We start from the raw sequence: 26,510 nt of genomic DNA, 5'->3' as shown, positions 1-26,510 counted from the left end.
ATGACTCTGTCATTGCCCCAGCAGGGCCGCCTGCGCGCTGCCGTCGAATGCCGCCGGATCACCCGGCGTTTTGCCGGGCAGGCGGTGCTCGATGGCCTGGATCTGGACATCGCTCCCGGGGAGTTCGTGGCCCTCCTGGGCAGCAGCGGTTCGGGCAAGACCACCTTGCTGCGAACCCTGGCCGGGCTGGAACCCATCGACCAGGGCCAGTTGCAGGTGCCTTCGGCCATGGCCGCAGTGTTCCAGGAGCCACGGTTGATGCCCTGGAAGCGCGTGTGGCGCAACGTTGCCCTGGGCGTGCGTGGGGCCGGGGCCCGGGAGCGGGCCGAGGCAGCGCTGGAGGAGGTCGGGCTGGCCCACCGGCTCAATGCCTGGCCAGGCACCTTGTCCGGCGGCGAGGCCCAGCGAGTGGCGTTGGCCCGGGCCCTGGTACGCGAGCCGCACCTGTTGCTGCTGGATGAGCCCTTCGCCGCTCTGGACGCCCTGACCCGGATCCGCATGCACCAACTGATCATCCGCCTGTGGCGGGTGCACACCCCGGCGGTGCTGCTGGTGACCCACGATGTCGACGAGGCGCTGCTGCTGGCCGATCGGGTGCTGGTGCTGGCCAACGGGCAAATCGCCGAGCAATTGCCAATCCGCCTGCCGCGTCCGCGTCAGGCCTCCACCCCTGGGTTCCAGGCACTGCGCGCGCGGTTGCTGCAACTGCTGGGTGTGGAAACCGAGGCCGAGCCGGCCGTCGACATCTCCCTTCCCTTGAGCAGGACTGCCAGCCGATGAGCCTTTCCAGCGTGCAACCGTCTCCGTCCGTGTCCCGTCCCGTCCCTGATCCAGACTCCAGCGAGTTCGCCGACCTGCTGCAGCAACTGAGTGAAGAATTCGCCGCCACCGCCGCGCACTACGACCGTCACAGCGAGTTTCCCCACGCCAACCTGCAACGCCTGCACCAGCATGGCCTGCTGGCCCTGACCGTGCCCCGGGCCCTGGGCGGCAGCGAGGCGAGCCTGGCCCAGGCGCGACGAGTGATAGGCGCCGTGGCCCGGGGCGAGCCTTCCACCGCGCTGGTGCTGGTGATGCAGTACCTGCAGCACACGCGCCTGCAACAGAACACGGCCTGGCCGCTGCACCTGCGCCAGCGCGTGGCCCGGGAGGCGGTGCAAGAGGGTGCCCTGATCAACGCCCTGCGGGTCGAGCCGGACCTGGGTACCCCGGCCCGGGGCGGTTTGCCGGCGACCCTGGCACGACGGGTCGAGGGCGGCTGGCTGCTCAGCGGGCGCAAGATCTACTCCACCGGCATTCCCGGGCTGACCTGGCTTGCGGTCTGGGCCCGCAGCGACGAGGCCGAGCCGCAAGTGGGTACCTGGCTGGTCCACCGTGACAGCCCCGGGATCAGCGTCGAGGAAACCTGGGACCACCTGGGCATGCGCGCCACCGGCAGCCACGACGTGATCTTCGATGAGGTGTTTGTGCCCGAGGAACAGGCGGTGGATATCCAGCCGGCTCACGTGCCCCGGCCTTCCGAGCTGGACAGCAAGGGCGTGCTCTGGCTGGCGGTGCTGCTCTCTGCCATCTACGACGGCGTGGCCCGGGCCGCGCGCGACTGGCTGCTGGGCTGGCTGGCCCAGCGTGCCCCGGCCAACCTTGGCGCACCGTTGTCGAGCCTGCCGCGCTTTCAGGAACTGATCGGGCGCATCGACGCCTTGCTGCTCAACAACCGGGTGCTGCTCGATGCCGCCGCCGAAGGGCGGATCGCCCCGGGGGAGGCGACCCAGATCAAATACCTGGTGACCAGCAACGCCATCAGCGCCGTGGAGCTGGGCATCGAAGCCATCGGCAACCCCGGGCTGGCCCGGGGCAACCCCATCGAGCGGCATTACCGCGATGTGCTGTGCAGCCGCATTCATACCCCGCAGAACGACGCGATTCTCGGTGCCGTGGGGCGCGCCGCCTTTGCCTTGCCCAGCCGCGGAGCCCAGGCGTGACGCGCATCGCCAGCCAGCTCGACGAGCACTTCAACCAGCAGTTGCGCCAGTGGCTGCCGGGGGTGGAAGTATTGAGCCTGCCTCGGGGCCTGCCGTGTGGCTTGCCCGCCGATATCGAAGTGCTGCTGGCCGCGCCCCACGCCGATTTTCGCAACGCGCCAAAGCCGCCGGCGGGCTGGCCGTTTGGCCTGCGCTTCGTGCAACTGGTGACTTCGGGCCTGGATTATTTTCCTCGCTGGCTGTTCCAGGACCTGCCGGTGGCCAGTGCCCGAGGCAGCACCGCCGAAAGCATTGCCGAGTTTGCCCTGGCGGCGATCTTCGCCGCCGCCAAGCAACTGCCCCAGGTGTGGATCGAGCGCGCCGAACACTGGCAGCAACGGCCGCTGGCCTCGGTGGCCGGCAGCACCCTGGGGCTGTTCGGCTTTGGCAGCATCGCCCGCGAACTGGCGCCCAAGGCCCAGGCCCTGGGCATGCAGGTACTGGCCCTGCGGCGTTCGGCGCAGCCGTTCGAGGTGCCCGGGGTGGAGGCGGTGGCCGACCTGCAGGAGCTGTTTGCCCGCGCCGATCACCTGCTGCTGGCGGTGCCGTTGACTGAGCAGACCCGGGGCATCATTGATGCCGATGTACTGGCAGCGGCCAAGCCAGGGTTGCACCTGATCAATATCGCTCGCGGTGCGCTGATCGATCAGCCGGCGCTGTTGCAGGCCCTGGACACCGGGCGCATCGCCCTGGCCAGCCTGGATGTGGCCGACCCCGAGCCGTTGCCCGAGGGGCATCCTTTCTATCGCCACCCGGGTATTCGCCTGTCGCCCCACACCTCGGCCAATTCGCCCCGGGTCTACCTGAATATCGCTCGCCTGCTGGGGCGCAATCTCCAGCGCTGGGGCGATGGCTTACCCCTGGAAAACCCGGTGGAGATCCAGCGTGGCTACTAACGCGCGGTTCCAGCCCTGGCCGGCAGCGCTTCGTGTAGCCGCTGCCGCAGGCAGCGCACGGCCCGAAGGGGCGCCGGGGTTCTCAAGGCCGCTGAAGGTTCGGCGGGAGATCGCCAAGCAAGGCCCTGCGGGCCTTTTCGACAATTTCAAGGAGAGCGGATATGACCGCACATTTTCGCCCCGCGGTGTATGACTTGCCCCGCGATGGCCATACGGTTTTTCGCTGGGAGCATCCGCCCCAGCAGGCCACCGTCGAGCTGGAGCGCCTGCAGCGCAAGCAGAGCCTGGCCGCGGCGTTCCGGGTGTTCGCCCGGCTGGGGTTCGACATGGGCGGCGCCGGGCATATCACGGTGCGTGACCCGGGGCGCCCGGACCATTTCTGGGTCAACCCGGTGGGGGTGTATTTCGGCCATGTACGGGTCCGCGACCTGTTGCTGGTCAACCCCGAAGGGGCGGTGATCGAAGGCGAGGGCGCGTTGAACCTGGCGGCGTTCGCCATCCATGCGGCGCTGCATGAAGCCCATCCCGAGGTGGTCGCCGCGGCCCATGCCCATTCGCTGTACGGCAAGGCCTGGTCGAGCCTGGGGCGCTTGCTCGATCCGCTGACCCAGGACGCCTGCGCTTTCTATGAAAGGCACGGGCTGTTCGACAACTTTTCCGGGGTGGTGCTGGAGGCCAGCGAGGGCGCGCGGATCGCCGCCGCACTGGCGGGGCGCAAGGCGCTGATCCTGCAGAACCACGGCCTGCTCACCGTGGGTGAAACCGTCGAGGCGGCGGTGTGGCGCTTCATCGCCATGGACAACGCCGCCCAGACTCAACTGCTGGCGGAAGCTGCCGGCACCCCGCGGCCCATTCCCCATGAGGTGGCGCGCCACACCGCACGCCAGGTCGGCACCGAGTTTGGCGGCTGGTTCAGTTTCCAGCCTTACCGCGAGCGGATCGTGCGCGAAGAACCGGACTTTCTCGATTAAGGACCATTGCCCATGCAGCGTCGTCATTTTCTCCAACTCTCGGCCCTGGCCGGTCTGGCCGCCGCCTTGCCGCGCCTGGGCCTGGGAGCCTCCGTGGACCTGTCCGGGGTCACCCTGAACGTCGCCACCTACAAGGGGGCGGCGCCGAGCTTCTTTGCCGAGGCGGGCATCGAGCCGCCGCCCTACAAGGTCAAGTACGCTGAGTTCACCGGCGGCAACCTGAGCTTCGAGGCCCTGGTCAGCGGCACTCTGGACATCTCGCCGATGAGCGAGATTCCGCCGATCTTCGGGATCAAGAACCACGCCCCGGTGAAGTTGATCGCGGTGCTCACCGGCGACGTCAACAACCAGGCCTTCATCGTGCCCAAGGGCTCTGCGGTGCAGTCGGTGGCCGAGCTCAAGGGCAAGCGCATCGGTTATATCCGCTCCACCAGTTCCCATTACTTCCTGCTCAAGGCGCTGAAGGAGCAGGGCCTGGGCTTTGCCGATATCGTGCCCATGGCGTTGACTGCGCAGGACGGTTTCGCCGCCTTCCAGAACGGTGCCCTGGATGCCTGGGTCAGCTTCGGCTACTTCATCCAGCTGGCGGAACTGCGGGCCGGGGCCCGGGTATTGAAGACCGGCCAGGGCTACCTGTCCGGCAACTACGTAATCGCCGCCAACCAGCAGAGCATCGCCGACCCGGCCAAGCACGCGGCGATCACCGACTACATCCTGCGCGAGTACCGCTCCTGGCAGTGGATTGCCAGCCACCCCGAGGAATGGGCGACCAGGAGCGCGCAGATTCTCGGCATGCCCCGGGAAGTGTTCCTTGCCCAGTACCGGGCCCAGAGCGGCCCGCGCCTGCTGCAACCGGTGGACGACGCAGCGGTGAAATCCCAGCAGGACGTGGCCGACCTGTTCTTCGAGGCCGGCGTGCTGCCCCAGCAACTGGATGTATCCGGCCTGTGGGACCGCAGCTTCCACTGGACCTGAGCCTGTAGCCGCCGGCTTGCCGGCGAAAGGGCGATGACGCCTTCGCTGGCCAGGGTGACGCCTTCGCTGGCAAGCCAGCTCCTACGGAATACCCGACACCCCATGTAGGAGCCGGCTTGCCGGCGAAGAGGCCCTCAGCCTTGCGCTGGCCAGGATGACGCCTTCGCTGGCCAGCCAGCTCCTACGGAACACCCGACACCCCATGTAGGAGCCGGCTTGCCGGCGAAGAGGCCCTCAAGCCTTGCGCTGGCCAGGATGACGCTTTCGCTGGCCAGCCAGCTCTTGCGATCCGGGGGGAAATTCTTTCATTGGCCAGGAGGCCGCATGTTTACCCGAACCTTGCTGTGCCTGGCGCTGGCCAGCCCCTGGGCCTTGGCCGACAGCCCCGCCCAAGCCCTGCACCAGCGCCTGATCGTGCTCGACAGTCACCTCGATACCCCCATGCAACTGGCCCGCCCCGGTTGGGACATCACCCAGCGCCATCGCTACCAGGACGACCTGTCCCAGGTCGATCTGCCACGGATGAAAGAGGGCGGCCTGGACGGCGGTTTCTGGGCCATTTTCACCCCCCAGGGGCCGCTCACCGCCGAAGGCCGGACCCAGGCCAGCGAACATGGGCTGGCGGTGCTGGCGCGGATCCGCGACCTGCTGGGTGCCCACCCCGATGATTTCGCCCTGGCCCTGACGGCTGGCGATGTACCGGCCATCGTCGCCCGTGGCCAGCGTGTGGTTTTCATCAGCATGGAAAACGCCCAGCCCCTGGCCGCCGATCCGGCACGCTTGCACACCTATTACCGCCAGGGCCTGCGCATGCTCGGCCTGGTGCACTCGGCCAACAACGATTTCGCCGACTCGGCCACCGCCCTGCCGCAGTGGCGCGGCCTGAGCCCGGCGGGCCGGGAGCTGGTGGCCGAGGCCAATCGCCTGGGGATACTGCTGGATGTCTCCCATGCCTCGGACCAGGTGTTCGACCAGGTCCTGGCGCTGTCGAGGGCGCCGATCATTGCCTCCCATTCCAGCAGCCGTGCAATCACCGCCCATCCACGCAACCTGGATGACCGGCGCCTGCGGCAACTGGCGGCCAGGGGCGGTGTGGTGCAGGTCAACAGCTTTCCCAGCGACCTGATCAACCTTGCGCCCAATCCCGAGCGGGACAAGGCCCTGGGGCCGTTGTACCGCGAGTTCCGCCTGGCGGCGAGCATGAGCCCGGAACAGGTGTCGGACCTGGCCGAACGCATTCGCCAGGTCGAAGCCCGCTACCCGCAGCCCAGGGCCAGCCTGGACGATTACCTGCGCCACCTGCTGCACATCCTGGAAGTGGTCGGCCCGGATCATGTGGGCATCGGCGCCGACTGGGACGGCGGTGGCGGGGTACAGGGGCTCGAAGATGTCGCGCAACTGCCACGGATTACCCAGCGCCTGTTGGCGGCGGGCTACAGCGAAGCGGACCTGGCGAAGATCTGGGGCGGCAACTTGTTGCGCGTTCTCGACGCCGCCCAGGCCGTAGGAGCCGGCTTGCCGGCGAAGGGGCGCTGATGCCGGCGCGAGCCGTGGGGCTTCTTCGCTGGCAAGCCGGTTCCTGGCGGGGCGAGTATGGCCAGGCACGGCCAGGCGCAGGGCTATGCGCGGAGCGCAGAATCTTTTGGCTTGAATATGAAACAAAGTAATATTTGCATATGCTTAAAATGTATTTCTCTTATTAAATAAGCGCCCCTAGGATGGCTTCACATAGACCCAAGTGACTGCATAAGTCGCCGATCTATAACCGAACGCACTATCCATCCGCAGCAGGGAGCGCTTGCATGCCACTGACCAGAAGACAATTGATCGCCCGTATTGCCGCTGTCGGCGGGGTCCAGGCGGCGAGTGCGGTCATGGGCCTGTTCGGCGCCAGCGCAACGGCCGAAGCGTTCGAGGAAAACTACGCGGCGCTGCCCACGGCGGCGCTGGGCAAGGGCGCCAGCGTGGTGGTGATCGGCGCCGGGATCGGTGGCCTGGTCAGCGCCTACGAGTTGAGCAAGGCCGGGTTCAAGGTGACCTTGCTGGAAGCCCGGGACCGGGTCGGCGGGCGCAACTGGACGGTGCGTGGTGGCGATCGGGTGGAGTACAGCGACGGCAGCACCCAGGTCGCGCAATTCGGGGAGGGGTTCTACCTCAATGCCGGGGCCGGCCGCCTGCCCAGCCACCATCAGTTGATGCTCGGCTACTGCCGCGAGCTGGGGGTGGAGCTGGAGGTGCTGGTCAATACCAGCCGCAACGCCCTGGTGCGTCCGGACCTTGACCAGCCGGCGTTGCAGATCCGCCAGGCGGTCAATGACAGCCGCGGGCATTTTTCCGAGCTGCTGGCCAAGGCCGTCAATCGCCATGCCCTGGATCAGGAGCTGACACCAGCCGATCGCAGCAACCTGCTGAGTTTCCTGAAAACCTGGGGTGATCTTTCCGACAAGCTGGAGTACCTGGGTTCGGCCCGCTCCGGCTACAAGGTCTGGCCCGGCGCCGGCGACCAGTTGGCGCAGAAGAATGATCCGCTGCCGTTGCAGACCCTGCTCAACCCGGCGCTGACCACGGCGTTGATGATCGACGAATACCCGGAGTTCTCGCCCACCATGTTCCAGCCGGTGGGCGGCATGGACCGCATTCCCCAGGCCTTTGCCCGGCGCCTGAAAGGCCAGTTGCGGCTGCACAGCGAGGTGCGTTCCATCAGCAACCAGGCCGACAGCGCCGAAGTGGCCTACCTGGACCGGCGCACCGGCCGCACCCACAACCTCAAGGCCGACTACGTGATCAGCAGCCTGCCCCTGCCGCTGCTGGCCAAGGTGCAGAACAACTTCAGCGCCCCGGTGCGCCAGGCCATCGGCGCGGTGCAGTTCGGCTACGCCAACAAGGTGGCCTGGCAGTCGCGGCGCTTCTGGGAAAGCCAGTACCAGATCTACGGCGGGCTGTCGTTCATCAACCAGGAAGCCTCCGGGCTGTGGTACCCCAGCGGCGGTTTCAACCAGGCCGAAGGGGTGCTGGTGGCGGCCTACAACAACGGCGAAACCGCCCGACGGTTCGGGGAGAAAACCCTGGCCCAGCAGATCGAGATTTCCCGTCAGGCGGTGGAGCTCCTGCACCCCGGGCACAGCCAGGAACTGCGCAATCCGCTGGTGATTGCCTGGAGCAAGATCCCCTACAACTTCGGCCCCTGGATCAGCCATGAAGTGGCCGAGCCGGACTACGGCCTGCTCAACCAGCCCCAGGGCCGGGTCTACCTCACCAGCGACGGCCTGGCCCACAGCGGCGTGGGCATCTGGCAGGAAGCCGCCGCCGGCGCGGCGCGGCGGGTGGTGCGGCAACTTTTCCAACGGGCGCAAGGCTCGTCGCTACAGCAAACGGCCTGAAAAAGCCGAGCACTCACACAACAGCGGTAACCCATGCCGGGTAGCGGACCTCCGAGGCTGGCACACACAACCTTGGGAGCGTCTTTGCATGTCTTTGAAAAACACCGTCGTAGGGCTGGGGCTGTTGTTCGCCGCCAGCAGCAGTTGGGCCGCGGGAATCCAGCGTGTGCCGTCCAGCTACCCCAATTCGCCGATCCTGCAATCGGTGACCCTGCCCGCCAACAGCGAGGTGACCTACCTCTCCGGGCTGCTGCCGGACCCGGTGGACCCCAAGGCGTCCAAGGAGCAGATCCACGCCGAGGGCAACACCGAGGCCCAGGCCCGGGTGGTGCTGCGCAAGGTGGAGACGATCCTCGCCAGCCAGGGCCTGACCCTGGGGGACGTGGTGCAACTGCGCATCTACCTGGTAGGGGACCCGGCCCTGGGCGGCAAGCTGGATTTCGACGGCCTGCAAGTGGCCTTCCGCGAGTTCTTCGGCACCCAGAAGCAGCCGCTCAAGCCCGCCCGGACCACGGTGCAAGTGGCGGGGCTGGTGCTGCCCGGCGCCTTGATCGAAGTCGAAACCGTTGCCGCCCGAGCGCGCTGAGCCGCCTGTCAAAGGATCTGAAGTCATGAGTATTTCCTTGCATAAAATCCTCTTCGGCGCGGCCCCCCTGAGCCTTGGCCTGCTGGGCCTGGCGCTGCCCGCCGAACTGCTGGCGGCCGACGAAACCCTGGGCACGGTGGTGGTCACCGGGGTGCGCGGCAGCCAGCAACGCACGGTGACCGACAGCCCGGCGCCGATCGATGTGATCGACAGCGAGCAGTTGCGCAGCATCGGCCAGAACGGCCTGAAAGAAATGCTCGGGCGCCTGCTGCCGTCGTTCAACGTACCGACCATCAACGGCGGCGGCACGGCGTTCCTGGTGCGCGGGGTGAGCATGCGCGGCCTGGGCGGCGACCAGGTGCTGGTGCTGATCAATGGCAAGCGCCGGCACAACTCGGCGCTGATCAACAACGGCGCACGGGTCGGCAACGCCTCGGTGCCGGTGGACCTGGACCTGATTCCCACCGCCGCCATCGAGCGCATCGAAGTGCTGCGCGACGGCGCGGCGGCGCAGTACGGCTCCGACGCCATCGCCGGGGTGATCAACATCATCCTCAAGCGCAATGCCGAAGGCCTGACCTCCGACACCACCCTGGGCCAGTACTACGACGGCGACGGCACCACCGGCCACGAAGCCTTCAACTGGGGCAACAAACTGGGAGAGAACGGCGGCTTCATCAACCTGTCCTGGGACGCCAAGCTGCAGGAACCCTACGAGCGCTCCAGTGCCGCCAGCGGCCAGCTGTACTTCAAGCAGGCCGACGGCTCGCCGGACCCCCGGGAAAGCAATCGCCAGGGCTGGGGCACCGAGTACGGCCTGGGCCGCGATCGCACCACCAGCCTGGCCTACAACGCCGAGCTGCCTCTGGAGGACGACCTCAAGCTGTACTCGTTCTCGACCCTGAGCTACCGCAACAGCAACAAGGACCTGGGGCACCGCAAGCCCACCGACATCACCAGCCTGGCGGGCATTCCCAATGCGCCTTACCCCAACGGCGGCCAGGCGCGGCGGGAAATCCACGAGACCGATTTCCAGGTCGCCGGTGGTGCCAAGGGCCTGCTCGGTGGCTGGGACTGGGACCTGTCGAGCACCTACGGCAAGGATCGCGGCGTGCTCGACACGGCCAACAACCTGAACATTTCCAATGGCCCCTACAGCCAGCACGACTTCCACCTGGGCAACCTGGTGTTCGACCAGTGGACCAACAACCTGGACTTCTCCCGGGCCCTGGACATCGGCTGGAGCAGCCCGCTGGAAACCTCCTTCGGCGTGGAATACCGCTGGGAGAAATATGCGCTGGAGGAGGGCGAGGCCAACTCCTACAACCAGGGCAGCTATGTCCCCAACACCGGGCCTTTCGCCGGTGTGGTGCCGGACCCGGGGTTGTTCTCGGTCAACGGCACGACCCCGGAAGATGCCTACAGCCTCAAGCGCCACAGTGAGGCGGCCTATATCGACCTGGGCCTGAACATCACCCCCAACTGGTACGTCGGTGCGGCGGCGCGCTACGAGAAGTACAACCTAGGGGTAGGCGACACCACCAGCGGCAAGCTCACCACCCGTTACGAGTTCCTCCCCGGGTACGCGGTGCGGGCTGCGGTGAGCAACGGCTTCCGTGCACCGTCCCTGGCCCAGAGCGTCTTTTCCACCACCAGCACGGTCACCGAATTCGGCGCCGGTGGCACCACCACCTCGGTGCGTACCAAGCAGATGCGCCCCAACTCGCCGGAAGCGGTGGCCCTGGGCGCCAAGGACCTGGAGCCGGAAACCTCGCGCAACTACAGCCTGGGGTTCACCGCCGAGCCCACCGATCGGCTGCGCCTGACGGCCGACTTCTACCTGATCGACATCGACAAGCGCATTCTCCAGACCGGCATCCTCAAGGGCCCGGCGGTGTCGCAGATCCTGGTGGAGAACGGCCTCTCGCCGAACCTCGCCGGGCAGTACTACACCAACGCTGCCGACACCCGGACCAAGGGCGTGGACCTGGTGGCGGACTACCGCCAGTCCTTCGGCGAGTACGGCACGGCGAAATGGAGCGTCGCCTACAACCACAACAAGACCACCATCCGCGACCTGGCGGACACCCCGGCGGCCCTGTCGCGCCTGGGGGCGGGGTATGTGCTGTTCGACCGCCAGCAGCAGATCGACCTGACTAAATCCACGCCCAAGGACAAGTGGATCCTCTCCGGCAACTACAAGGTCGGCGACTGGACCACCAACCTGCAGTTGACCCGCTTTGGCGAGTACACCGAAGGCTCGAACATCCCGAGCAACGATCGCACCTACAGCGCCAAGTGGATCACCGACCTGGACGTGGCCTACGACGTGACCCAGAACCTCACCGTGGCCGTGGGCGCCAACAACCTGTTCGACGTGTACCCGGACAAGATCGGCCTCAAGGCCTGGGCGGGAACCTATGAATACGGAATGTTCTCGCCCTATGGCCTGGGCGGCGGCTACTACTACAGCCGCGTCAGCCTGGCGTTCTGAGCATGACCACGATCACTCTCGCAGGAGCTGGCTTGCCAGCGAAGGCGGCCGCATGACCGGCGCAGGGTTCAAGGGCCATTCGCCAGCAAGCTGGCTCCTACACCCGTGGCGTCCTGCCGGTCGTTCACCTGGTAGGAGCTGGCTTGCCAGCGAAGGCGGCGGCATGAAGGGCGCAGGGGGCAGGGGCGGTTCGCCGGCAGGCCGGCTCCTGCAAGGGCTGGTGTTGTGTTTGTGGCTGGGCAGTGCACTGGCGCAGCCGGCGCTGCGGGTGTCCAGCCAGAAGCAGTCGCTGAAGATTCTGCTGCAGGCGGCAGGCGAGCTGGAGCAGGTGCCGTACCCCATCGAGTTCGCCTCCTTCGCTGCCGCGGCCCCCACCGCCGAGGCCCTGGCCGCCGGGGCGGTGGATATCGGCAGCCTGGGGGATGCGCCCTTTGTGTTTGCCGCCGCGGCCGGGGCGCCGCTCAAGACCGTGGGGGTGATCAAGCTCAAGGTCACGCCGACCGCGGTGGCGATCGTGGTCAAGGAGGATTCGCCGCTGAAGCAGGCCGCCGACCTCAAGGGCCGGCGCATCACCACCACCCGGGGCTCCATCGGCCATTTCCTGGCCCTGGCCGCCCTGCGGTCGGTGGGCCTGCACGGCGCGGATGCGCAGTTCATCTTTCTCCAGCCGGCCGAATCCCGCAGCCTGCTGAGCAACGGCCAGGCCGATGCCTGGTCGACCTGGGACCCCTATACCAGCATGGTGCAGATGGAGGGCGGCAGCCGGGTGCTGGTCAGTGGCGAAGGGCTGTTCGCCGGGCACATGCTGCTGGTGGCCAACGACCAGGCGATTCGCGACAAGCCGCAGCAGATCGCCGACTTCCTGCAGCGCCTGGATCGTGCCTATGCCTGGGCCAACCAGCACCAGAGCGAGTTTTCAAAGATCCAGGCCGGCTACAGCGGTTTGCCGGTGGAGGTGCATGAGCGTTCCAATCGCTACTCGGTGCCCCGGCGTATCGCCGTAGGCCCGGCCGTGGTGGAGGACGTGCAGCACACCGCCGATCTCTACCGCGAGGAGGGCATTATTCAGAAGACTTTCGATGCCGCAGCTTACATGGATGCTCAATTCAATGAAGTTGAATGAGTGTGTGGCAGTTTTATTAATTGATCTCGGGAGGTTTTAAATAAATAAAGAGCAATAATGTCCTTCGCTTAATTTAACTATCAGCAAATTTCATAATCTTCTCGCAGCACTTTCAAAGTGCCTGTGGTGGCCGCTATTTGCCTGATTTTCTATACATTTTTAAGTTTGGATATTAGAGATAAAGGATATTTCACAAGGCCATCGCAACTGCCTAAGGTGGCCCTGAAACAAATTATTACGTTCTACCGATGTTGTACTTCGTCGCTACTTCCAGGGAATTAAGGGAGCTTGCATGTTCACAGTCACTACGGCCGACAAACTTGAAGCGCGGCATATCCTCGATGTTGTGGAAAAACGCTCTTACGGCGTTCAGCTCAAAGGTTTCTGCCCACCGGATACCTTGCAGGTGGCGCGGGATCATCTGTATCAGCAGGAACTGCGCAGTGCCTTCAGCCAGCAGCAGGAGTTCGTCCGGGTCGGCAAGGCTTATATCGAGATCCAGGATGAGCAGAGCCGGGCCGAATACCACGCCCTGGCCCTGCCCAACATTCGCAGGATCCGCAATCTGTTCCGGCCACTGGCCTCGCCCATCGACGAACTGCGCCTGCTGCTGGACGAAGTCTGGCCGCAGGGCGCGCACCTGTTGCAGGTGGACGGGCAGAAGTGTTTCGTCGGCATTGCCCGCTTCCAGGGTTCTGGGGTCGATCTCACGCCCCACACCGACAAGCTTGAACGCAATGCCCCCGAGGGCCACAGCCCGCAGTTGCTGACCCAGCTGTCCACCAACATCTACCTGGAAATCCCCGAGGATGGCGGAGAGCTGGAGATCTGGGGCATCGAGCCGGACGAGCAGGAGTACAACCGCCTCAAGGGCGAACGGGCCTACGGCATCGAACGCCACCTGCTGCCGCCGCCGGATTTCGTGGTCAAGCCCGAGCCCGGCGACCTGATCCTCCTCAACCCGCGGCTGATCCACGCCGTGCGCCCTTCGGCCAGCAGCACCCGGGTCACCCTCGGGGTCTTTATCGGTTACTACGGCGAACACCAGCCTTTGGCCTACTGGAGCTGAACTCATGAGCAAGGTGCAGGAAATCAACCTCAAGGCCTACTTCAACAAGGGCGGCGAGGAGCACGAATTCGACGGCAAGCGCGTGGTACTGGCGGTCAGCGTCGGCCAGGAATATCACGAGGACCAGAAGCTGCGGTCCACCATTCACTTGATCAACCAGTCCGGCTTCAGCCACGTCAAGGTGGTGGTGGCCGATACCCTGCAACGCCACAACAAGCACGGCAAGTCCCCCGGGGAGGCGCTGTCGGCGGCGATCCGCGATGGCGATGCCTGGCTGGCGCGCAACCAGAGCATCCTCGACGGCCTGCGGGTGCCCTATCACATCACCCGCTGGAACCAGGAACTGGCCAGCGACCGCTATGCCGAGCTGCGCCAGCAACTGAACCAGGTCTACCAGCAGCGCGAGGAACTGCGCGACGCCATCGACAGCACCATCGGCGTATTCACCGAGCGCCTGCGCCTGCGTGACGAACACGCGGACATCGAGCGGGCGGCGGCCCAGTGCCGGGAGTACATCCTGGAAGAGATCCCGATCATCCTGCCGCTGTGGGCCGACGAGGGTTACCACTACGTGCTCTACCCGCAGCAGATGACCACGGCCATGGCCACCAGCCGCGAGTTGCTGATCGAACCCCACAGCCCGGACCGGGTGCGCTGGCTGCCCCTGAAGTTCAAGAAGCGGGGGATCCCGATTCCCTTCACCTTGCCCGGCGCCATTCACCCCAACTGGACCAGCGGCGCCATCGCCATCTGATCCGCCGCGATCAATGTAGGCGCTGGCTTGCCAGCGAAAGCGCCCCTGCCGGCGATGCCGGACTCAAGGGGCTGTTCGCCGGCAAGCGGGCTCCTACAGAGCGTTTTTTTATGACTGACAAGGAGTTTCCATGAGCGTTTTTGCGCAACAGCAACGCAAATGGTGGGCATTGCTCGGTGTGAGCATCGCCAGTTTTCTCGGCTGTGTGGATTTCACCATCGTCAACACCGCGTTACCGGCCCTGCAGGCCGACCTCGGGGCCTCGGTGGACGCCCTGCAATGGGTGATCAACGGCTTCATCCTGGCCCTGTCGAGCTTCATGGTGCTGGTGGGGCGCCTGGCCGACCTGCATGGGCGCAAGCGGGTGCTGTTCATCGGCCTGACGGTGTTCGGCCTGGCCTCCCTGGCGGCCGGGCTGGCGGGGCAGATCGATACCCTGATCGGCGCGCGGGTGGCCCAGGGGCTGGCATGCGCGGTGCTCTATACCGCCTCGGGGGCGATTGTCTCCAGCACCTTCGAGACCGCCGAGCAGGGGCGGGCCTTCGGGGTGCTGTTCGGGGTCAATGGAGTGGGGCTGGCGGTCGGCCCGGTGTTGGGCGGGCTGATAACCAGTGCCTTCGGCTGGCAGTGGATCTTTCTCATCAACGTGCCCTTCGTACTGCTGAGCCTGGGCATTTGCAGCTTCAGCGTGAAGGAGTCGCGTTCGGCCGAGACCGGGGCGCGCCTGGATGGTTGGGGTGCGCTGCTGTTGCTGATCGGCCTGCCGAGCCTGGTGCTGGTGATCGTCCAGGGCGGCAGCTGGGGCTGGGGCTCACCCCTGACCCTGGCCCTGGTGGCGCTGGCGGTGCTGGCCCTGGGCGCATTCCTGGCGGTGGAGCGGCGGGTGGCCGCGCCGATCATCGACCTCAAGCTGTTCGCCAACCGGCGTTTCGTTGCCGGGGTGGCGGCCAGTTTCGGCCTGGCGCTGTTCTACTGCGTGGCGTTTTTCGTCATGCCGCTGTACCTGGCGCAGATCCGCGGCGAAACGGTGCAGGCCAGCGGCCTGCTGTTGCTGCCCACCACCCTGGGGGTGGCGCTGCTGTCACCGCTGGTGGGGCGCCTGGTGGATCGCAAGGGGCCGGCGCTGCTGATCAAGACCGGGCTGCTGCTGTTCGTGCTGTCGGCGTTGTTGCAGGCCGGTTTCGATGGCCAGACTTCGCTGCCTTATCTGCTGGGCGCCTTTGTCGTCATGGGCCTGGGGTGGGCCAGCATTCTCGGGCCGTCCACGGTGCTGGGGATTTCCTCGGTGCCCCAGGAAGTGGGCTCGGTGGCCATGGGCTCGCTGATGACCTTGCACAACGTCGGTGGCGGTGTCGGGCTGGCGGTGGGGGTGGGGCTGTTCCATCACTTTTCCGCCACGCCGCTGGACGATGCCCAGGGCGCCTTTCTCAATGGTTACCGCGCGGTGATGGGCTTTCTGGCGGTGGTCACGCTGCTGGTCTGGGCCTCGGTGAGCCTGCTCTTGCGCACGGCCCCGGCGCCGGTGCCGACGGCCGAGGAGGGCACCAGCCGTGGCTGAGCGCGGCGGGCAGATGGGGCTGGGGGCCTTTCTCTCCGGCTCCGGCGCCCATGGCGGCAGTTGGCGCCATCCCCAGGCGGATGCCGACGCCTCGTTGAATTTCCAGCGCTACCGGCACTACGCGCAAACCCTGGAGCGGGGCTGTTTCGACGCCCTGTTTCTCAACGACAACGTGGCGGTGGGGGACCTGGACCCGCGGGTACTGGCCCGCAGTTCCTACAGCCTGCGCTGGGACCCGCTGACCCTGCTGCCGGCCCTGGCGGTGGTGACCCGGCATATCGGCCTGATCGCCACCGCCAGCACCTCCTACAACGAGCCCTACAACCTGGCGCGCAAGTTCGCCTCCCTGGACCACCTGAGTGAGGGCCGGGCTGGCTGGAACCTGGTAACCGGGCTGGTCGGCGGCGAGAACTTCAACCACCCCGAACCCCTGAGCCACGCCGAGCGGTACGCCCGGGCCGAGGAGTTCTTCAGTGTGGCCAGCGGGCTGTGGGACAGCTGGGCCGACGACGCCTTTCCCCGGGATAAGGCCAGCGGCCAGTGGCTGCGCCCGGAGCGCATGCACCTGTTGCAGCACCGGGGGCGGCACTTCCAGGTACAGGGGCCGTTGAATGCACCGCGGCCATTGCAGGGCTGGCCGGTGATCGCCCAGGCCGGGTCGTCCGGGCCGGGCTGTGAGCTGGCGGCGCGCTGCGCCGAGCTGGTGTTCACCGCCCAGACCGACCTGCAGCAGGCCAAGGCTTTCTATCGCGAACTCAAGGAACGGCTTCCCGCTTACGGGCGTCATGCCGGGCAGTTGAAAATCTTCCCCGGCATCGCCCCCACGGTGGGCCGCACCCTCAACGAAGCCGAGGAGAAGTACCAGCAATTGCAGGAACTGCAGGACCCCCAGGCACAGCTCAAGGCCCTGTCCTACCTGCTGGACCTGGGTATCGACCTGTCGCATCTGCCCCTGCATGCGCAGGTGCCGTTGCTGGACGATGCCGCCCCCACCGAGCGGCATAAAAGCCGCCGGCACCTGGTGCAGGAACTGATCCGCCGGGAGCGGCCGAGCCTGGCGCAACTGCTGCGCAGCCTGTCGGCCAGCGGGCACAAGGTACTGGTGGGCACGCCGGGGCAGATCGTCGATGAGCTGGCTACCTGGTACCAGGAATACGCCGCCGACGGTTTCAATGTGCTGTTCACCCATCTGCCGGGGGCCATCGACGATTTCGTGCAACTGATCACCCCCGAGCTGCAGCGCCGGGGTCTGTTTCGCCAGCGCTACACCGGCCACAGCCTGCGTGAACACCTGGGGCTGGCGCGGGTGGAAAACCGTTTCTTCAGCCACCGGGGCAATGGCTGAATGGCTGAAAGAGTCTTTACTCTCAAGGCGCAACGCCCAACGATCAACCCAGGAGCTACAGCATGTCCGGATGGTATGAGTTGAAGAAAAGCAGCAACGGCCAGTTTCGCTTCGTGCTCAAGGCGGCCAATGCCGAGGTCATTCTCAGCAGCGAGCAGTACACCACCCGCGCCGCAGCCGAGAACGGCATCGCCTCGGTGCAGGCCAACAGTCCCCTGGAAGAGCGCTACGAGCGCAAGAGCGCCAAGGATGGCAAACCCTATTTCAACCTCAAGGCGGCCAACCACCAGATCATCGGCAACAGTGAAACCTATTCCTCGGAAGCGGCCCGGGAAAAGGGCATCGCCAGCGTCAAGGCCAACGGCCCCAGCCACAACATCAAGGACCTGACGTCCGTTTAGGCCCGGCTCCACACACCCTCGACAGCACCAGGCCCGAACCCAGGCAGCGTTCGGGCTTTGTGCTGCCAGCGGGTTTTCACAAGCACCTGGCATTTGCCTGGAGGCCGGGCGAGGGCAGCGTATTGTGATCTGGCAGGCCGCCAGCCGATTGGCGACGGAGTTATGGCGCAATGCCATCATTTGCCTTATCCTCCGCGCCCGTCACCGGGCGCTCGGCAGGCCTGGCACTCTGGTTGACGTTATCAATCATTGTCCAAGGGATCTGCGACCTCATGATTCGCCCTCTCGTATTACTCGCCGCGCTGCTGGCGTTGAGCGGTTGCTACAGCCTGTCTTCCACGAAAGTTGCCGAGAGCATGCGCCCCGACTCGCAGTCGGGGGTGGCCTATGTGGTGGGGGTGGTCGGCATCTGGCCGAAGGCGGTGCACACCGCCAACGAACAAATGCTGCTGATTCGCCCGCGCGGCGGTGACGGGTTCGCCTCGGCGCGCTTGTACAACCAGATCTACGGCCGCACGCCACGGGATGTGCGCGAGACCTGGCACGGCATCGGCAGCCTGTTCGTGATGCCGCTCAAACCCGGGCGCTACGAGATCTACAACCTGCATTTCGACCGCGGCAACGCCACCGCCTGGAGCCGCGAAGACTTCTCCATCCCGTTGGAACTGGAAGCCGGCAAGGCTTATTACCTGGGTGATTTTCGCGCCGGCTGCCTGTCGGCGTCGGGGGCCAAGTGCGTGTTTCTGCACAGCGACCACCTGGAGCGCGACGCCGCCCTGGTGCGCGCCAAATACCCGCAGGTGCCGGACCTGCAACGGGTCGATCTGGAGAAGATGGAGGAGGTCACGTCGTTGATCGTCAGGGAGCAGGGGCCCAAGGCGTCGATGCTCAAGGCCATGCTGTCGGGGGATCTCTAATGCGTAATCAATTGTGGTTTTTGATGGTGCTGATGCTGGGGCTTGGCGGTTGCCAGACCAGCCACAGTCTCAAGCCGGCCGAGGTGGATTATCAGCAGCGGCTACCGGCGATCAGCGTCAGTGTGATGGGGGCCATCCCTGCCGGCCTGATCCGTGACGAACTGCGTCGTCGCGGCACCTTCGAGCAGGTGCAGCCGGGGTTCAGTGCCGATGGCTACAACGTGATCGTGATGGCCAACAGTGATTACTTTGGCTGGCAGAACATTCCCATGGGGCTGCTCAGTGCCATGACCTTGTTTATCGTACCGGGCCGGACCACTTGGGACAGCCAGGTGATGTTCCATGTCAGCCGCGGTGACCAGGAGGTGGCCAAGTATCGGGTCAGCAACCAGACCCGCTCCTGGCGTGGTTGGGCCAACACTGATGGCGGCCAATACCAGCATGTGCGGCGCATCACCGACGACTTCATTGCGCAGATGCTGCAGGACCCGCAGTTCAAGGCCCAGGCCCCGGTGGCGCTGGACAGTCACTGAGCCACGCTTGGACGCGGCCCATGCCAAAGCCCGGACGGTGTCAGCTGTCCGGGCTTTTTTTTCAGGAAATCAACCCAGGCTCTGCAGCAGCGTCTGCAACTGTTGGCGACCGCCCTCGTTCAGCGCGAATACCGGCTTGCGCGGCTCGCCGGTGGGCAGCCCGGCGAGTTCCAGCCCGGCCTTGACCGTGGCCGGCAAACCGCCCTTGAGGATGAAGTCCAGCAGCGGCAACTGGCGGTAGAACAGCGCCCGGGCGCGAGCCAGGTCGTTGCTCAGCACGGCCTGATAGAGGTCGAGATTGAGCTGCGGGATCAGGTTCGCCGCCGCTGTGCACCAGCCACTGGCACCGGCAGCGAAAGCTTCCAGGGCCAGCGGGTTGCAGCCGTTGTAGAACGGTACCTGGCCTTCGCCCAGCAGTTGCAGCTTGTGCATGCGCTGGATGTCGCCGGTGCTTTCCTTGACCAGGGTGACGTTTTCCACGGCGTGGAAGATCTTCAGGATCAGTTCCACCGACATGTCGGTGCCGCTGGTGGCCGGGTTGTTGTAGAGCATGATCGGCACGCCGATGCTGGCGCCGATGGCCTGGTAGTGAGCGAGGATCTCGGCTTCGCTGAGCTTCCAGTAGGAGGCGGGCAGCACCATCACCACGTCGGCGCCCTTGGCTTCGGCAAAACGCGCGCGGCGGATGGCCTTGGCGGTGGTCAGGTCGGAGACGCTGACGATGGTCGGCACACGCTTGGCCACGTGGCGGATGCTGAACTCGCTGACCTGGTCCCATTCGGCGTCGCTCAGGTAGGCGCCTTCGCCGGTGCTGCCCAGGGGGGCGATGGCGTGGACGCCCGCGTCGATCATGCGGTCGATGGAACGCCCGAGGGCGTCCAGGTCCAGGCCTTCGCCGTTGGGGCCGAAGGGGGTGACGGTGTAGCCGATGATGCCGTGGATCTGGGTAGTAGGCATGGTGCAACTCCTGCAAGGCATAAGGGGTGGATCAGTTCAGGCAGTCGGCGTGTTTTTTCAGGTTTTGCCGAGCGTAGTAGTTGAAGGCGGCGCTGTGGCGCTTGGGCTTGGAAATCCAGTCGTGGGCTTCGCGGCCCAGCTCCGGGAGGATCGGCTTGATGGTGCCGGCGGCCATGGCCAGCAGTTGCAGCTTGGCCGCACGCTCGATCAGTTGAGCGATCACGCAGGCTTCCTCGATGCTCGCGCCGGTGGACAGCTGGCCGTGGTGGGAAAGCAGGATCGCGCGCTTGTCGCCCAGGGCGGCGGAGATGATTTCGCCTTCTTCGTTGCCCACCGGCACCCCTGGCCAGGCTTCGAGAAAGGCGCAGTCCTCGTACAGTGGGCAGAGGTCCATGTGCGACACCGCAAGCGGCACTTCGATCATCGACAGCGCGGCGACGTGGGTCGGGTGGGTGTGGATGATGCAGTTCACGTCCGGCCGGGCGCGGTACACCCAACTGTGGAAGCGGTTGGCCGGGTTAGGCATGCCGTGGCCTTCGAGGACCTCCAGGTCTTCGTTGACCAGCAGCAGGTTGCTGGCGCTGATTTCATCGAAGCCCAGGCCCAGTTGCTGGGTGTAGTAGGTGCCGGGTTGCGGGCCGCGGGCGGTGATCTGCCCGGCGAGGCCCGAGTCGTGGCCGTTCTCGAACAGAATGCGGCAGGTCAGGGCCAGCTTTTGTCGGTCGGTCCACGTATTATCCGCCAGGGTATTTTGCATCTGGGTCAGGGCTTGCTTGACCAGTTGGTCTTTGGGCAATGCTAATGTCTTGGCCATGTCGAAGGTCCTTTGAGAAGTGCAATGGACGTCGGATCTGCGCTTCACCTGCTGCTTGCGACGGCGCTTGGTGAATCGAGATGACACTTAAGAGGCTATATGACACTTTGTGTCATTGGCAAGCGCCAATCGTTGTTTTCTAGATGGATTAACCGCTCTACATGTCTATCCGTTTGAAATTACTGAGAAAAAAACTGGGCGTGACCCTGGAAGCCCTGGCCGAGAAATCCGGGATGACCAAGAGCTATCTGTCGAAAGTCGAGCGCGGGCTGAACACGCCGTCGATCGCTGCCGCGTTGAAGCTGGCCAAGGCGCTGAACGTCAAGGTCGAGGAACTGTTCGCCGAGGACAGCATCAGCCTCGACAGCTACAGCCTGGTGCGCAGCGACCAGCGCCAGTCACTGGCGGCCAATGGGCAGACGCCGGGATATGCGGTGCTGGCCCATCAGGTCAGCGAGCGCAACCTGCTGCCGTTCATCATCTACCCGGCCCGGGAATTCAGTGACAAGACCTTCAAGGAACACCTGGGGGAGGAGTTCCTGTTCGTCCACGAAGGCCAGGTGGAAGTGGATTTCATGAACGAGCGGGTGATTCTCAACCGTGGCGATGCACTGCACTTCAATGCGCAGAAACCCCACCGCATCCGTTCCGTGGGGGACGAGCAGGCGCAGTTGCTGGTGGTGGTGCACAGCAGCGAGGACTGAAGGCGTTCAGCGCCGCCAGGAGCCGGCTGGTTGGCGAATGAGCACCAAGACATGCATCGCCCCGGCGGACATCTTCGCTGGCAAGCCAGCTCCTACAGGGCGGGAGTGCTCAGCGCTCCACGGGCACCGACAGGGCCGGGTTGCCCAGGGCGTGGGTCTTGGAGTCGAAGAAACGCAGACTCAGGTCCAGGCCTTCGAACAGCTTGGCGTAGTGGCGTTTCTGGTGCTGGATGAACGCCGCGCTGCGCGGGTAGATGGAGATCGCCAGGGTCTGGGTCGCCGACTGGCGGATCGCCTGGACCAGGTGGCTGTCCTGGGGCCCCAGGTTGTGGCCGAAGATGCACAGCGCGCCGCTGTGATCCAGCAACTGCTGGTAGCAGAACGACAGGTAATCCGAGCTGCGGATGGTCTTGAGCTTGTCCGCCAGCGGCCCCTCGCTGACGAACAGCGGCACGTCGTCCAGGGTCTTGAGGGTGTTGTTGATGGCGAAGCTGCCCAGCAGGGTGCCTTCGGTGGAAGTCAGCTTGCGTGCGCTGCCGTCCAGGTTGCGCACCAGGTGCAGGCCGCCATGCAGGTAGAGAATGCGGGTCGGGGCGCTAGGGGCGCTGCCCAGTTCGAAGGCCGGATCGGCACCGTGGAACAGGTCGTCGATGCCTTGGCTGTCCTGTTGCACGGCCCAGTAGTTGAGCAGGTCATAGTTGCTGGTGAACACCGTGGGATAGCGCCGCAGTTCCTGGTTGATCGCCGCCAGGCTCTGCTCCTGGACCAGGCGCCAGGGAATGTGCACCGCGTGCACGGTGTTGATCAGCGCTTCCTTGATGGCGTAGTAGCGATTGCGCGGCGCCGCCGAGCTGACTGCCAGGGCCTTGTTGACTCGGCTGGTGGTTTTCAGGGCGCCCAGTACCTGCTCGAAACTGCGGGTCTGCAGGGCCTCGAATACGCTGAGCTCGGACTGGCTGAGGGGTTTTTCTTCCACTGTGCGAGCGTTTTCGAACAGTGAGTCGTAGGCAAAGTCTTCCCACACGGCACGGCTGGCGCCGTTGCCGATCAGCAGGCCACTGAACGGTGTGCTGGCACCCAGGGCGTTCCAGTCTTCAAGTTCGGCATCAAATTCCTGGAAATCCATCATCGCGGTCATCGGTCTCAAGGCTGGAGGTATTTCGGCTGGCGACTTTATCACGACCGACCCTTGAGCCAGATCAACAACGCCGGTGACCGATCGGTCGATCCTGTTTGGCAAACATTGCATCGACACCGTGAAATCGGCATTCGCCGGGAGACCTTCTGATGAGCAGCACCTTTTTCATTCCAGCCGTGAACATCATGGGCATCGGCTGTCTCGACGAGGCCATGAGCGCCATCCGCAACTATGGATTTCGCAAGGCGCTGATCGTCACTGACACGGGCCTGGCCAAGGCTGGCGTGGCCAGCATGGTGGCCGAGAAGCTGGCCATGCAGGACATCGATTCGGTGATCTTCGACGGTGCCAAGCCCAACCCGAGCATTGCCAACGTCGAGCAGGGCCTGGCGCAATTGCAGCAGGCACAGTGCGATTTCGTCATCTCCCTGGGCGGCGGATCGCCCCATGACTGCGCCAAGGGCATTGCCCTGTGTGCCACCAATGGCGGGCAGATCCGCGATTACGAAGGCGTCGACCAGTCGGCCAAGCCGCAACTGCCCTTGATCGCCATCAACACCACCGCCGGCACTGCCAGCGAAATGACCCGTTTCTGCATCATCACCGACGAATCGCGCCATGTGAAAATGGCCATCGTCGACCGCAACGTCACACCATTGCTGTCGGTGAACGATCCGGCACTGATGGTGGCGATGCCCAAGGGCCTGACCGCCGCCACCGGCATGGATGCCTTGACCCACGCGGTGGAAGCCTATGTGTCCACCGCCGCCAACCCCATCACCGACGCCTGCGCCCTGAAGGCCGTGGAAATGATCAGCGCCAACCTGCGCCAGGCGGTGCACGACGGCAACGATCTGCTGGCACGGGAGAACATGGCCTATGCGCAGTTCCTCGCCGGCATGGCATTCAACAATGCGTCCCTGGGTTTCGTGCACGCCATGGCCCACCAGCTGGGCGGCTTCTACGACCTGCCCCATGGCGTGTGCAACGCGGTGCTGTTGCCCCATGTGCAGAGCTTCAACGCCACGGTATGCGCCCAGCGCCTGACCGATGTGGCCCACGCGCTGGGAGCGGACATTCGCGGTTTCAGCCCGGAAGAGGGCGCCCAGGCGGCCATCGCGGCGATCCGCACCCTGGCCCGTGATGTGGAGATTCCCGCCGGTTTGCGCGAGTTGGGCGCCAAGTTGCAGGACATTCCGCTATTGGCGGCCAATGCCCTCAAGGATGCCTGCGGCCTGACCAACCCGCGTCCGGCGGATCAGCGGCAGATCGAGGAGATTTTCCGCAACGCGTTCTGAGGGACGGAACCCTTCGCTGGCAAGCCTGCGAAGGGTTCATCCGCACGCCCGGCACCACAGACTCCCGAGCAACTGCTCCCGGCGTTGAAAGCGCCCGCGCCGCGGAGGATAGTGCGACCTGAAATGGCGCTCTATCCGCCTGTCACAAGGAGTCGTGAATGATCCGTTGCTCTTCCCTGGCCCCGCTTCTGGGCAGCCTGGCCCTGCTGGCCGGTGCCACATCCGCCGCCGCCCAGTGCCTGCCGCCGCCACGCAATGCCGAAGTCCCGGGCTTTTCCCTGTGCAAGGACTGGCCGGCCTTTGCCGACCAGAGCATCAGCCTGCTGTCCGAGCAGGTTCCGGACCCCAGCGACACCGGCACCGATGACGGCACCTACAACCTGCAACTGGCAGTGCTGGACCGCAGCAGCGGACAGGCCCTGGCCAGCTATGAGCAGCCTGCCGCCTTTGTCTCCGACGCCGTTCGCCTGGAGAGCGTGAAGCTCGATACCGGGCGCTTCCAACTGACGCCTCAGGTTCGAGCGTTCGGGGTCCGGGCCGCGTTCGAGGGTTCCTCCAGGGTCAACCCCTTCAATCAGACCTGGCTCAGCCTCTACGTGCGCGAGGGCAGTACCCTGCGCCCGGTGCTGGAGAAGTTCGTGGCCCATTCCTACAACGGCGAATGGGATGGCCAGTGCGCCGGCGAGGGCACTAAAACCACGCGCACCCTGGATATCGCCAAGACCCGCAGCCACGGTTACGCCGACCTGATCGTGCGTTCGGTCAGCGTCAGTACCCAGAGCAAAAAAGTCGGGGAAGAATGCCAGTCCACCTCCGTGGCCGCCAAACCGGTGGTCAGCACCCTGCACTACGATGGCCAACGCTACGTCCTGCCCAATGGCTTCAGTGGCATCTGATACCGGCGAGCGATAAGGAAGCTTGATGAACCTGCTTGAACAATCGACCCGTGGGCTGGTGCTGTGCGCGTTGCTGGGCGTGGCGACGATGGCGCTGGCCGAGTGCGACAACAGCCCCAATTCCCCGGGAGAACTCCATGTCTGCAAACCCTGGCCGGCGGAAGACGGCATCAACATCGGGGTTCGAGCAACGCCGGTGCAAGGGGCCGAAAACGCCAAGGTACCTCGCTACAACCTGGATGTGGCGCTGCTGCTCGACGACAGCGGCTGGGCCGTGGCCAGCTACAACAATGACCTGGCCCGGCGTTCCGATGGCTTGGCCTTGCAGGGGTTGCAGATCGATACCGGGCGTTACCAGTTGAGCGAGGAGGAGCGGGCCTTTGGCCTGCGGGCCACCTACCGCCGCGCCTCAAGCACCCACCCTCATGAGAAAACCGTGCTGACCCTGTTCGTGCGTGATGGCAAGGGCCTTCCGCCGAGGCTCGAAGGGCTGGTGGTGGATGAGCGCCGCGCTGAGCTCGGCCGGGGCGGTGAGTGTGTCGGGCGCAGCCGGACCCTGCACCGGACCCTGGAACTGGGCAACGGCCAGCGCAACGGCCATGCCGACCTGCTGGTGCGTACGCGAATCGTCGACACCGAGCATTTCAAGGGGCCGGCCGGTTGCGAAAGCCGCGACCTGGCGCCCAGGGACAGCCGTGTCACCTTGCACTACGACGGCCAGCGCTATCCCTTGGCGAAAACCTTGACGGGAGCGTGAACCATGCTCAAGGGGCTCAACCACCTGAGCCTGGCCGTCAGCGATCTGGCCTCGCGATTGCTGGCCTGGCGCGATCATCCTTACCCGGGAATGCGCTTTTACTCCGCCGATTGAGAGACTGTTCCACAGGGGCAGCTGACGAAAGCGGCTGGTGGCAAGGTGCCTTGATCGTGCAGAATCCGCCACATTCCCCCTGTGCCTGGCGTTTTTGTCAGGCGCATCGTCCTGGAGTCTTGCTGATGACCTCATCGCTGTTGCTGGCCGTTATCGCCTCGGGTTTCATTTATGCGATCACCCCCGGGCCCGGAGTGCTGGCGGTGTTCGGCATCGGCGCGGCCCGCGGGCGGCAGGCGGGGGTCGGGTTTCTTTGCGGGCACATGCTGGGCGACGTGGTCTGGTGCAGCACGGCGCTGATCGCCATTGTCGGGGCCCGGGAGATCGGCAGCGATGCGTTCAATATCCTCGGCGTGCTCAGCGGCCTGTACCTGTTCTGGCTCGGCCTGCGGGCCATCCGCAGTAAACCGCGCGATGGCGACGAACCCCAGGGCCCGGCGCGCAACCCGTTCTGGCACGGGATCCTGTTCGGCCTGACCAATCCCAAGGCTTATCCGGTGGCGGTGGCAACCTTCACCGCGCTGCTCTCCAGCCGCGCGGAGCTGTTGACCTGGTCGATGCTGCCGGGGCTGATTGCCCTGAGTTTCCTTGGCGGCCTTGGCGCATACGCTATCCTCATCGGCATCGTCGGCGCGCGTAAGGTACGCAATTGGTACCAGCGCCACGAGCTGGCGATCACCCGGGTCTGCGGGGTGATGTTCATCGGTTTCGCGATCAATGCCCTGCTGCACGCAGTGCCGGGGTTGGTCGGCAACAAGGCGTGACGCGCCGCGCGGGTTGCGACGGTGTGCAGTTGCAGGCTTCGGCCT

General features: G+C 65.2%; 25 protein-coding genes. 22 read left to right on the top strand and 3 right to left on the bottom strand.

The features are described 5' to 3' along the window. The 17 genes from ACUXVH_RS17085 (at position 1) to ACUXVH_RS17005 (ending at position 19,023) form a co-directional block, all read left to right on the top strand. The gene (locus ACUXVH_RS17085; protein ID WP_011059720.1) at positions 1 to 780 is read left to right on the top strand and encodes an ABC transporter ATP-binding protein; all 780 of its coding nucleotides are present in this window, start codon (positions 1 to 3) and stop codon (positions 778 to 780) included. Then, positions 777 to 1,982 (top strand): acyl-CoA dehydrogenase family protein, encoded by a 1,206-nt coding sequence (locus ACUXVH_RS17080; RefSeq protein ID WP_053149489.1) that lies wholly within the window; start codon positions 777 to 779, stop codon positions 1,980 to 1,982. The genes ACUXVH_RS17085 and ACUXVH_RS17080 overlap by 4 nt, the downstream gene beginning before the upstream one ends. Beyond that, positions 1,979 to 2,917 (top strand): D-isomer specific 2-hydroxyacid dehydrogenase family protein, encoded by a 939-nt coding sequence (locus ACUXVH_RS17075; protein ID WP_065364427.1) that lies wholly within the window; start codon positions 1,979 to 1,981, stop codon positions 2,915 to 2,917. The genes ACUXVH_RS17080 and ACUXVH_RS17075 overlap by 4 nt, the downstream gene beginning before the upstream one ends. A 161-nt stretch (positions 2,918 to 3,078) precedes the next feature. After that, positions 3,079 to 3,888: a class II aldolase/adducin family protein gene (locus ACUXVH_RS17070; RefSeq protein WP_015634468.1), complete on the top strand. Its 810-nt coding sequence runs from the start codon at positions 3,079 to 3,081 to the stop codon at positions 3,886 to 3,888. A 12-nt stretch (positions 3,889 to 3,900) separates the two neighbouring features. After that, positions 3,901 to 4,863 carry an ABC transporter substrate-binding protein gene (locus ACUXVH_RS17065; RefSeq protein WP_011059724.1) on the top strand — a complete coding sequence of 321 codons (963 nt, stop codon included), beginning with the start codon at positions 3,901 to 3,903 and terminating at the stop codon, positions 4,861 to 4,863. A gap of 324 nt (positions 4,864 to 5,187) precedes the next feature. Beyond that, positions 5,188 to 6,399, top strand: coding sequence for a dipeptidase (locus ACUXVH_RS17060; protein WP_065364426.1), 1,212 nt, complete (start codon positions 5,188 to 5,190; stop codon positions 6,397 to 6,399). 266 nt (positions 6,400 to 6,665) lie between these two features. Continuing rightward, on the top strand, positions 6,666 to 8,243 hold the full coding sequence (locus ACUXVH_RS17055; RefSeq protein ID WP_065364425.1) for a flavin monoamine oxidase family protein: 1,578 nt from the start codon (positions 6,666 to 6,668) through the stop codon (positions 8,241 to 8,243). 88 nt (positions 8,244 to 8,331) lie between these two features. Further along, on the top strand, positions 8,332 to 8,829 hold the full coding sequence (locus ACUXVH_RS17050; protein WP_015634471.1) for a RidA family protein: 498 nt from the start codon (positions 8,332 to 8,334) through the stop codon (positions 8,827 to 8,829). Positions 8,830 to 8,854: 25 nt separating this feature from the next. Next, positions 8,855 to 11,323: a TonB-dependent receptor plug domain-containing protein gene (locus ACUXVH_RS17045; protein WP_015634472.1), complete on the top strand. Its 2,469-nt coding sequence runs from the start codon at positions 8,855 to 8,857 to the stop codon at positions 11,321 to 11,323. Between the two features lie 52 nt (positions 11,324 to 11,375). Next, entirely contained in the window at positions 11,376 to 12,446 is a 1,071-nt protein-coding gene (locus ACUXVH_RS17040; RefSeq protein ID WP_065364424.1) for an aliphatic sulfonate ABC transporter substrate-binding protein, read from the top strand. Between the two features lie 292 nt (positions 12,447 to 12,738). Then, the gene (locus ACUXVH_RS17035; protein ID WP_019094810.1) at positions 12,739 to 13,515 is read left to right on the top strand and encodes a 2OG-Fe(II) oxygenase; all 777 of its coding nucleotides are present in this window, start codon (positions 12,739 to 12,741) and stop codon (positions 13,513 to 13,515) included. Positions 13,516 to 13,519: 4 nt separating this feature from the next. Then, entirely contained in the window at positions 13,520 to 14,269 is a 750-nt protein-coding gene (locus ACUXVH_RS17030) for a tRNA-dependent cyclodipeptide synthase (RefSeq protein WP_011059731.1), read from the top strand. A gap of 130 nt (positions 14,270 to 14,399) precedes the next feature. Further along, the gene (locus ACUXVH_RS17025) at positions 14,400 to 15,827 is read left to right on the top strand and encodes an MFS transporter (protein ID WP_026020181.1); all 1,428 of its coding nucleotides are present in this window, start codon (positions 14,400 to 14,402) and stop codon (positions 15,825 to 15,827) included. A gap of 13 nt (positions 15,828 to 15,840) precedes the next feature. Beyond that, entirely contained in the window at positions 15,841 to 17,172 is a 1,332-nt protein-coding gene (locus ACUXVH_RS17020) for an LLM class flavin-dependent oxidoreductase (RefSeq protein WP_019094811.1), read from the top strand. Positions 17,173 to 17,234: 62 nt separating this feature from the next. Next, positions 17,235 to 17,573 carry a YegP family protein gene (locus ACUXVH_RS17015; protein ID WP_011059734.1) on the top strand — a complete coding sequence of 113 codons (339 nt, stop codon included), beginning with the start codon at positions 17,235 to 17,237 and terminating at the stop codon, positions 17,571 to 17,573. 272 nt (positions 17,574 to 17,845) lie between these two features. Then, complete coding sequence (locus ACUXVH_RS17010; protein WP_053156731.1) at positions 17,846 to 18,490, top strand: hypothetical protein; 645 nt, start codon at positions 17,846 to 17,848, stop codon at positions 18,488 to 18,490. Continuing rightward, positions 18,490 to 19,023 carry a hypothetical protein gene (locus tag ACUXVH_RS17005; RefSeq protein WP_041116411.1) on the top strand — a complete coding sequence of 178 codons (534 nt, stop codon included), beginning with the start codon at positions 18,490 to 18,492 and terminating at the stop codon, positions 19,021 to 19,023. Before ACUXVH_RS17010 ends, ACUXVH_RS17005 begins: the two co-directional genes overlap by 1 nt. Positions 19,024 to 19,092: 69 nt before the next feature. On the opposite strand, the gene ACUXVH_RS17000 is transcribed toward ACUXVH_RS17005, so the two are convergent. Together ACUXVH_RS17000 and ACUXVH_RS16995 are read right to left on the bottom strand one after the other, a co-directional pair. After that, positions 19,093 to 19,980: a dihydrodipicolinate synthase family protein gene (locus tag ACUXVH_RS17000; protein WP_015634478.1), complete on the bottom strand. Its 888-nt coding sequence runs from the start codon at positions 19,978 to 19,980 to the stop codon at positions 19,093 to 19,095. Between the two features lie 31 nt (positions 19,981 to 20,011). Next, complete coding sequence (locus tag ACUXVH_RS16995) at positions 20,012 to 20,794, bottom strand: aldolase (protein WP_011059738.1); 783 nt, start codon at positions 20,792 to 20,794, stop codon at positions 20,012 to 20,014. 161 nt (positions 20,795 to 20,955) lie between these two features. Between ACUXVH_RS16995 and ACUXVH_RS16990 the strand changes: the two genes are divergently transcribed. Then, entirely contained in the window at positions 20,956 to 21,498 is a 543-nt protein-coding gene (locus tag ACUXVH_RS16990; protein ID WP_011059739.1) for a helix-turn-helix domain-containing protein, read from the top strand. A 109-nt stretch (positions 21,499 to 21,607) separates the two neighbouring features. On the opposite strand, the gene ACUXVH_RS16985 is transcribed toward ACUXVH_RS16990, so the two are convergent. After that, positions 21,608 to 22,627 carry a DUF4917 family protein gene (locus tag ACUXVH_RS16985; protein WP_041752724.1) on the bottom strand — a complete coding sequence of 340 codons (1,020 nt, stop codon included), beginning with the start codon at positions 22,625 to 22,627 and terminating at the stop codon, positions 21,608 to 21,610. A 158-nt stretch (positions 22,628 to 22,785) separates the two neighbouring features. Between ACUXVH_RS16985 and yiaY the strand changes: the two genes are divergently transcribed. The 4 genes from yiaY (at position 22,786) to ACUXVH_RS16965 (ending at position 26,465) form a co-directional block, all read left to right on the top strand. After that, positions 22,786 to 23,934, top strand: coding sequence for an L-threonine dehydrogenase (gene yiaY, locus ACUXVH_RS16980; RefSeq protein WP_011059741.1), 1,149 nt, complete (start codon positions 22,786 to 22,788; stop codon positions 23,932 to 23,934). 158 nt (positions 23,935 to 24,092) lie between these two features. Next, positions 24,093 to 24,830: a hypothetical protein gene (locus ACUXVH_RS16975; protein ID WP_019094815.1), complete on the top strand. Its 738-nt coding sequence runs from the start codon at positions 24,093 to 24,095 to the stop codon at positions 24,828 to 24,830. Between the two features lie 25 nt (positions 24,831 to 24,855). Next, complete coding sequence (locus ACUXVH_RS16970) at positions 24,856 to 25,587, top strand: hypothetical protein (protein WP_065364422.1); 732 nt, start codon at positions 24,856 to 24,858, stop codon at positions 25,585 to 25,587. A 239-nt stretch (positions 25,588 to 25,826) separates the two neighbouring features. Beyond that, positions 25,827 to 26,465 (top strand): LysE family translocator, encoded by a 639-nt coding sequence (locus tag ACUXVH_RS16965; protein ID WP_065364421.1) that lies wholly within the window; start codon positions 25,827 to 25,829, stop codon positions 26,463 to 26,465. Positions 26,466 to 26,510 lie beyond the last annotated feature (45 nt).

Source organism: Pseudomonas sp. 8(2025), from assembly GCF_052665325.1.
This window is presented reverse-complemented; position numbering and strand designations above follow the sequence as displayed.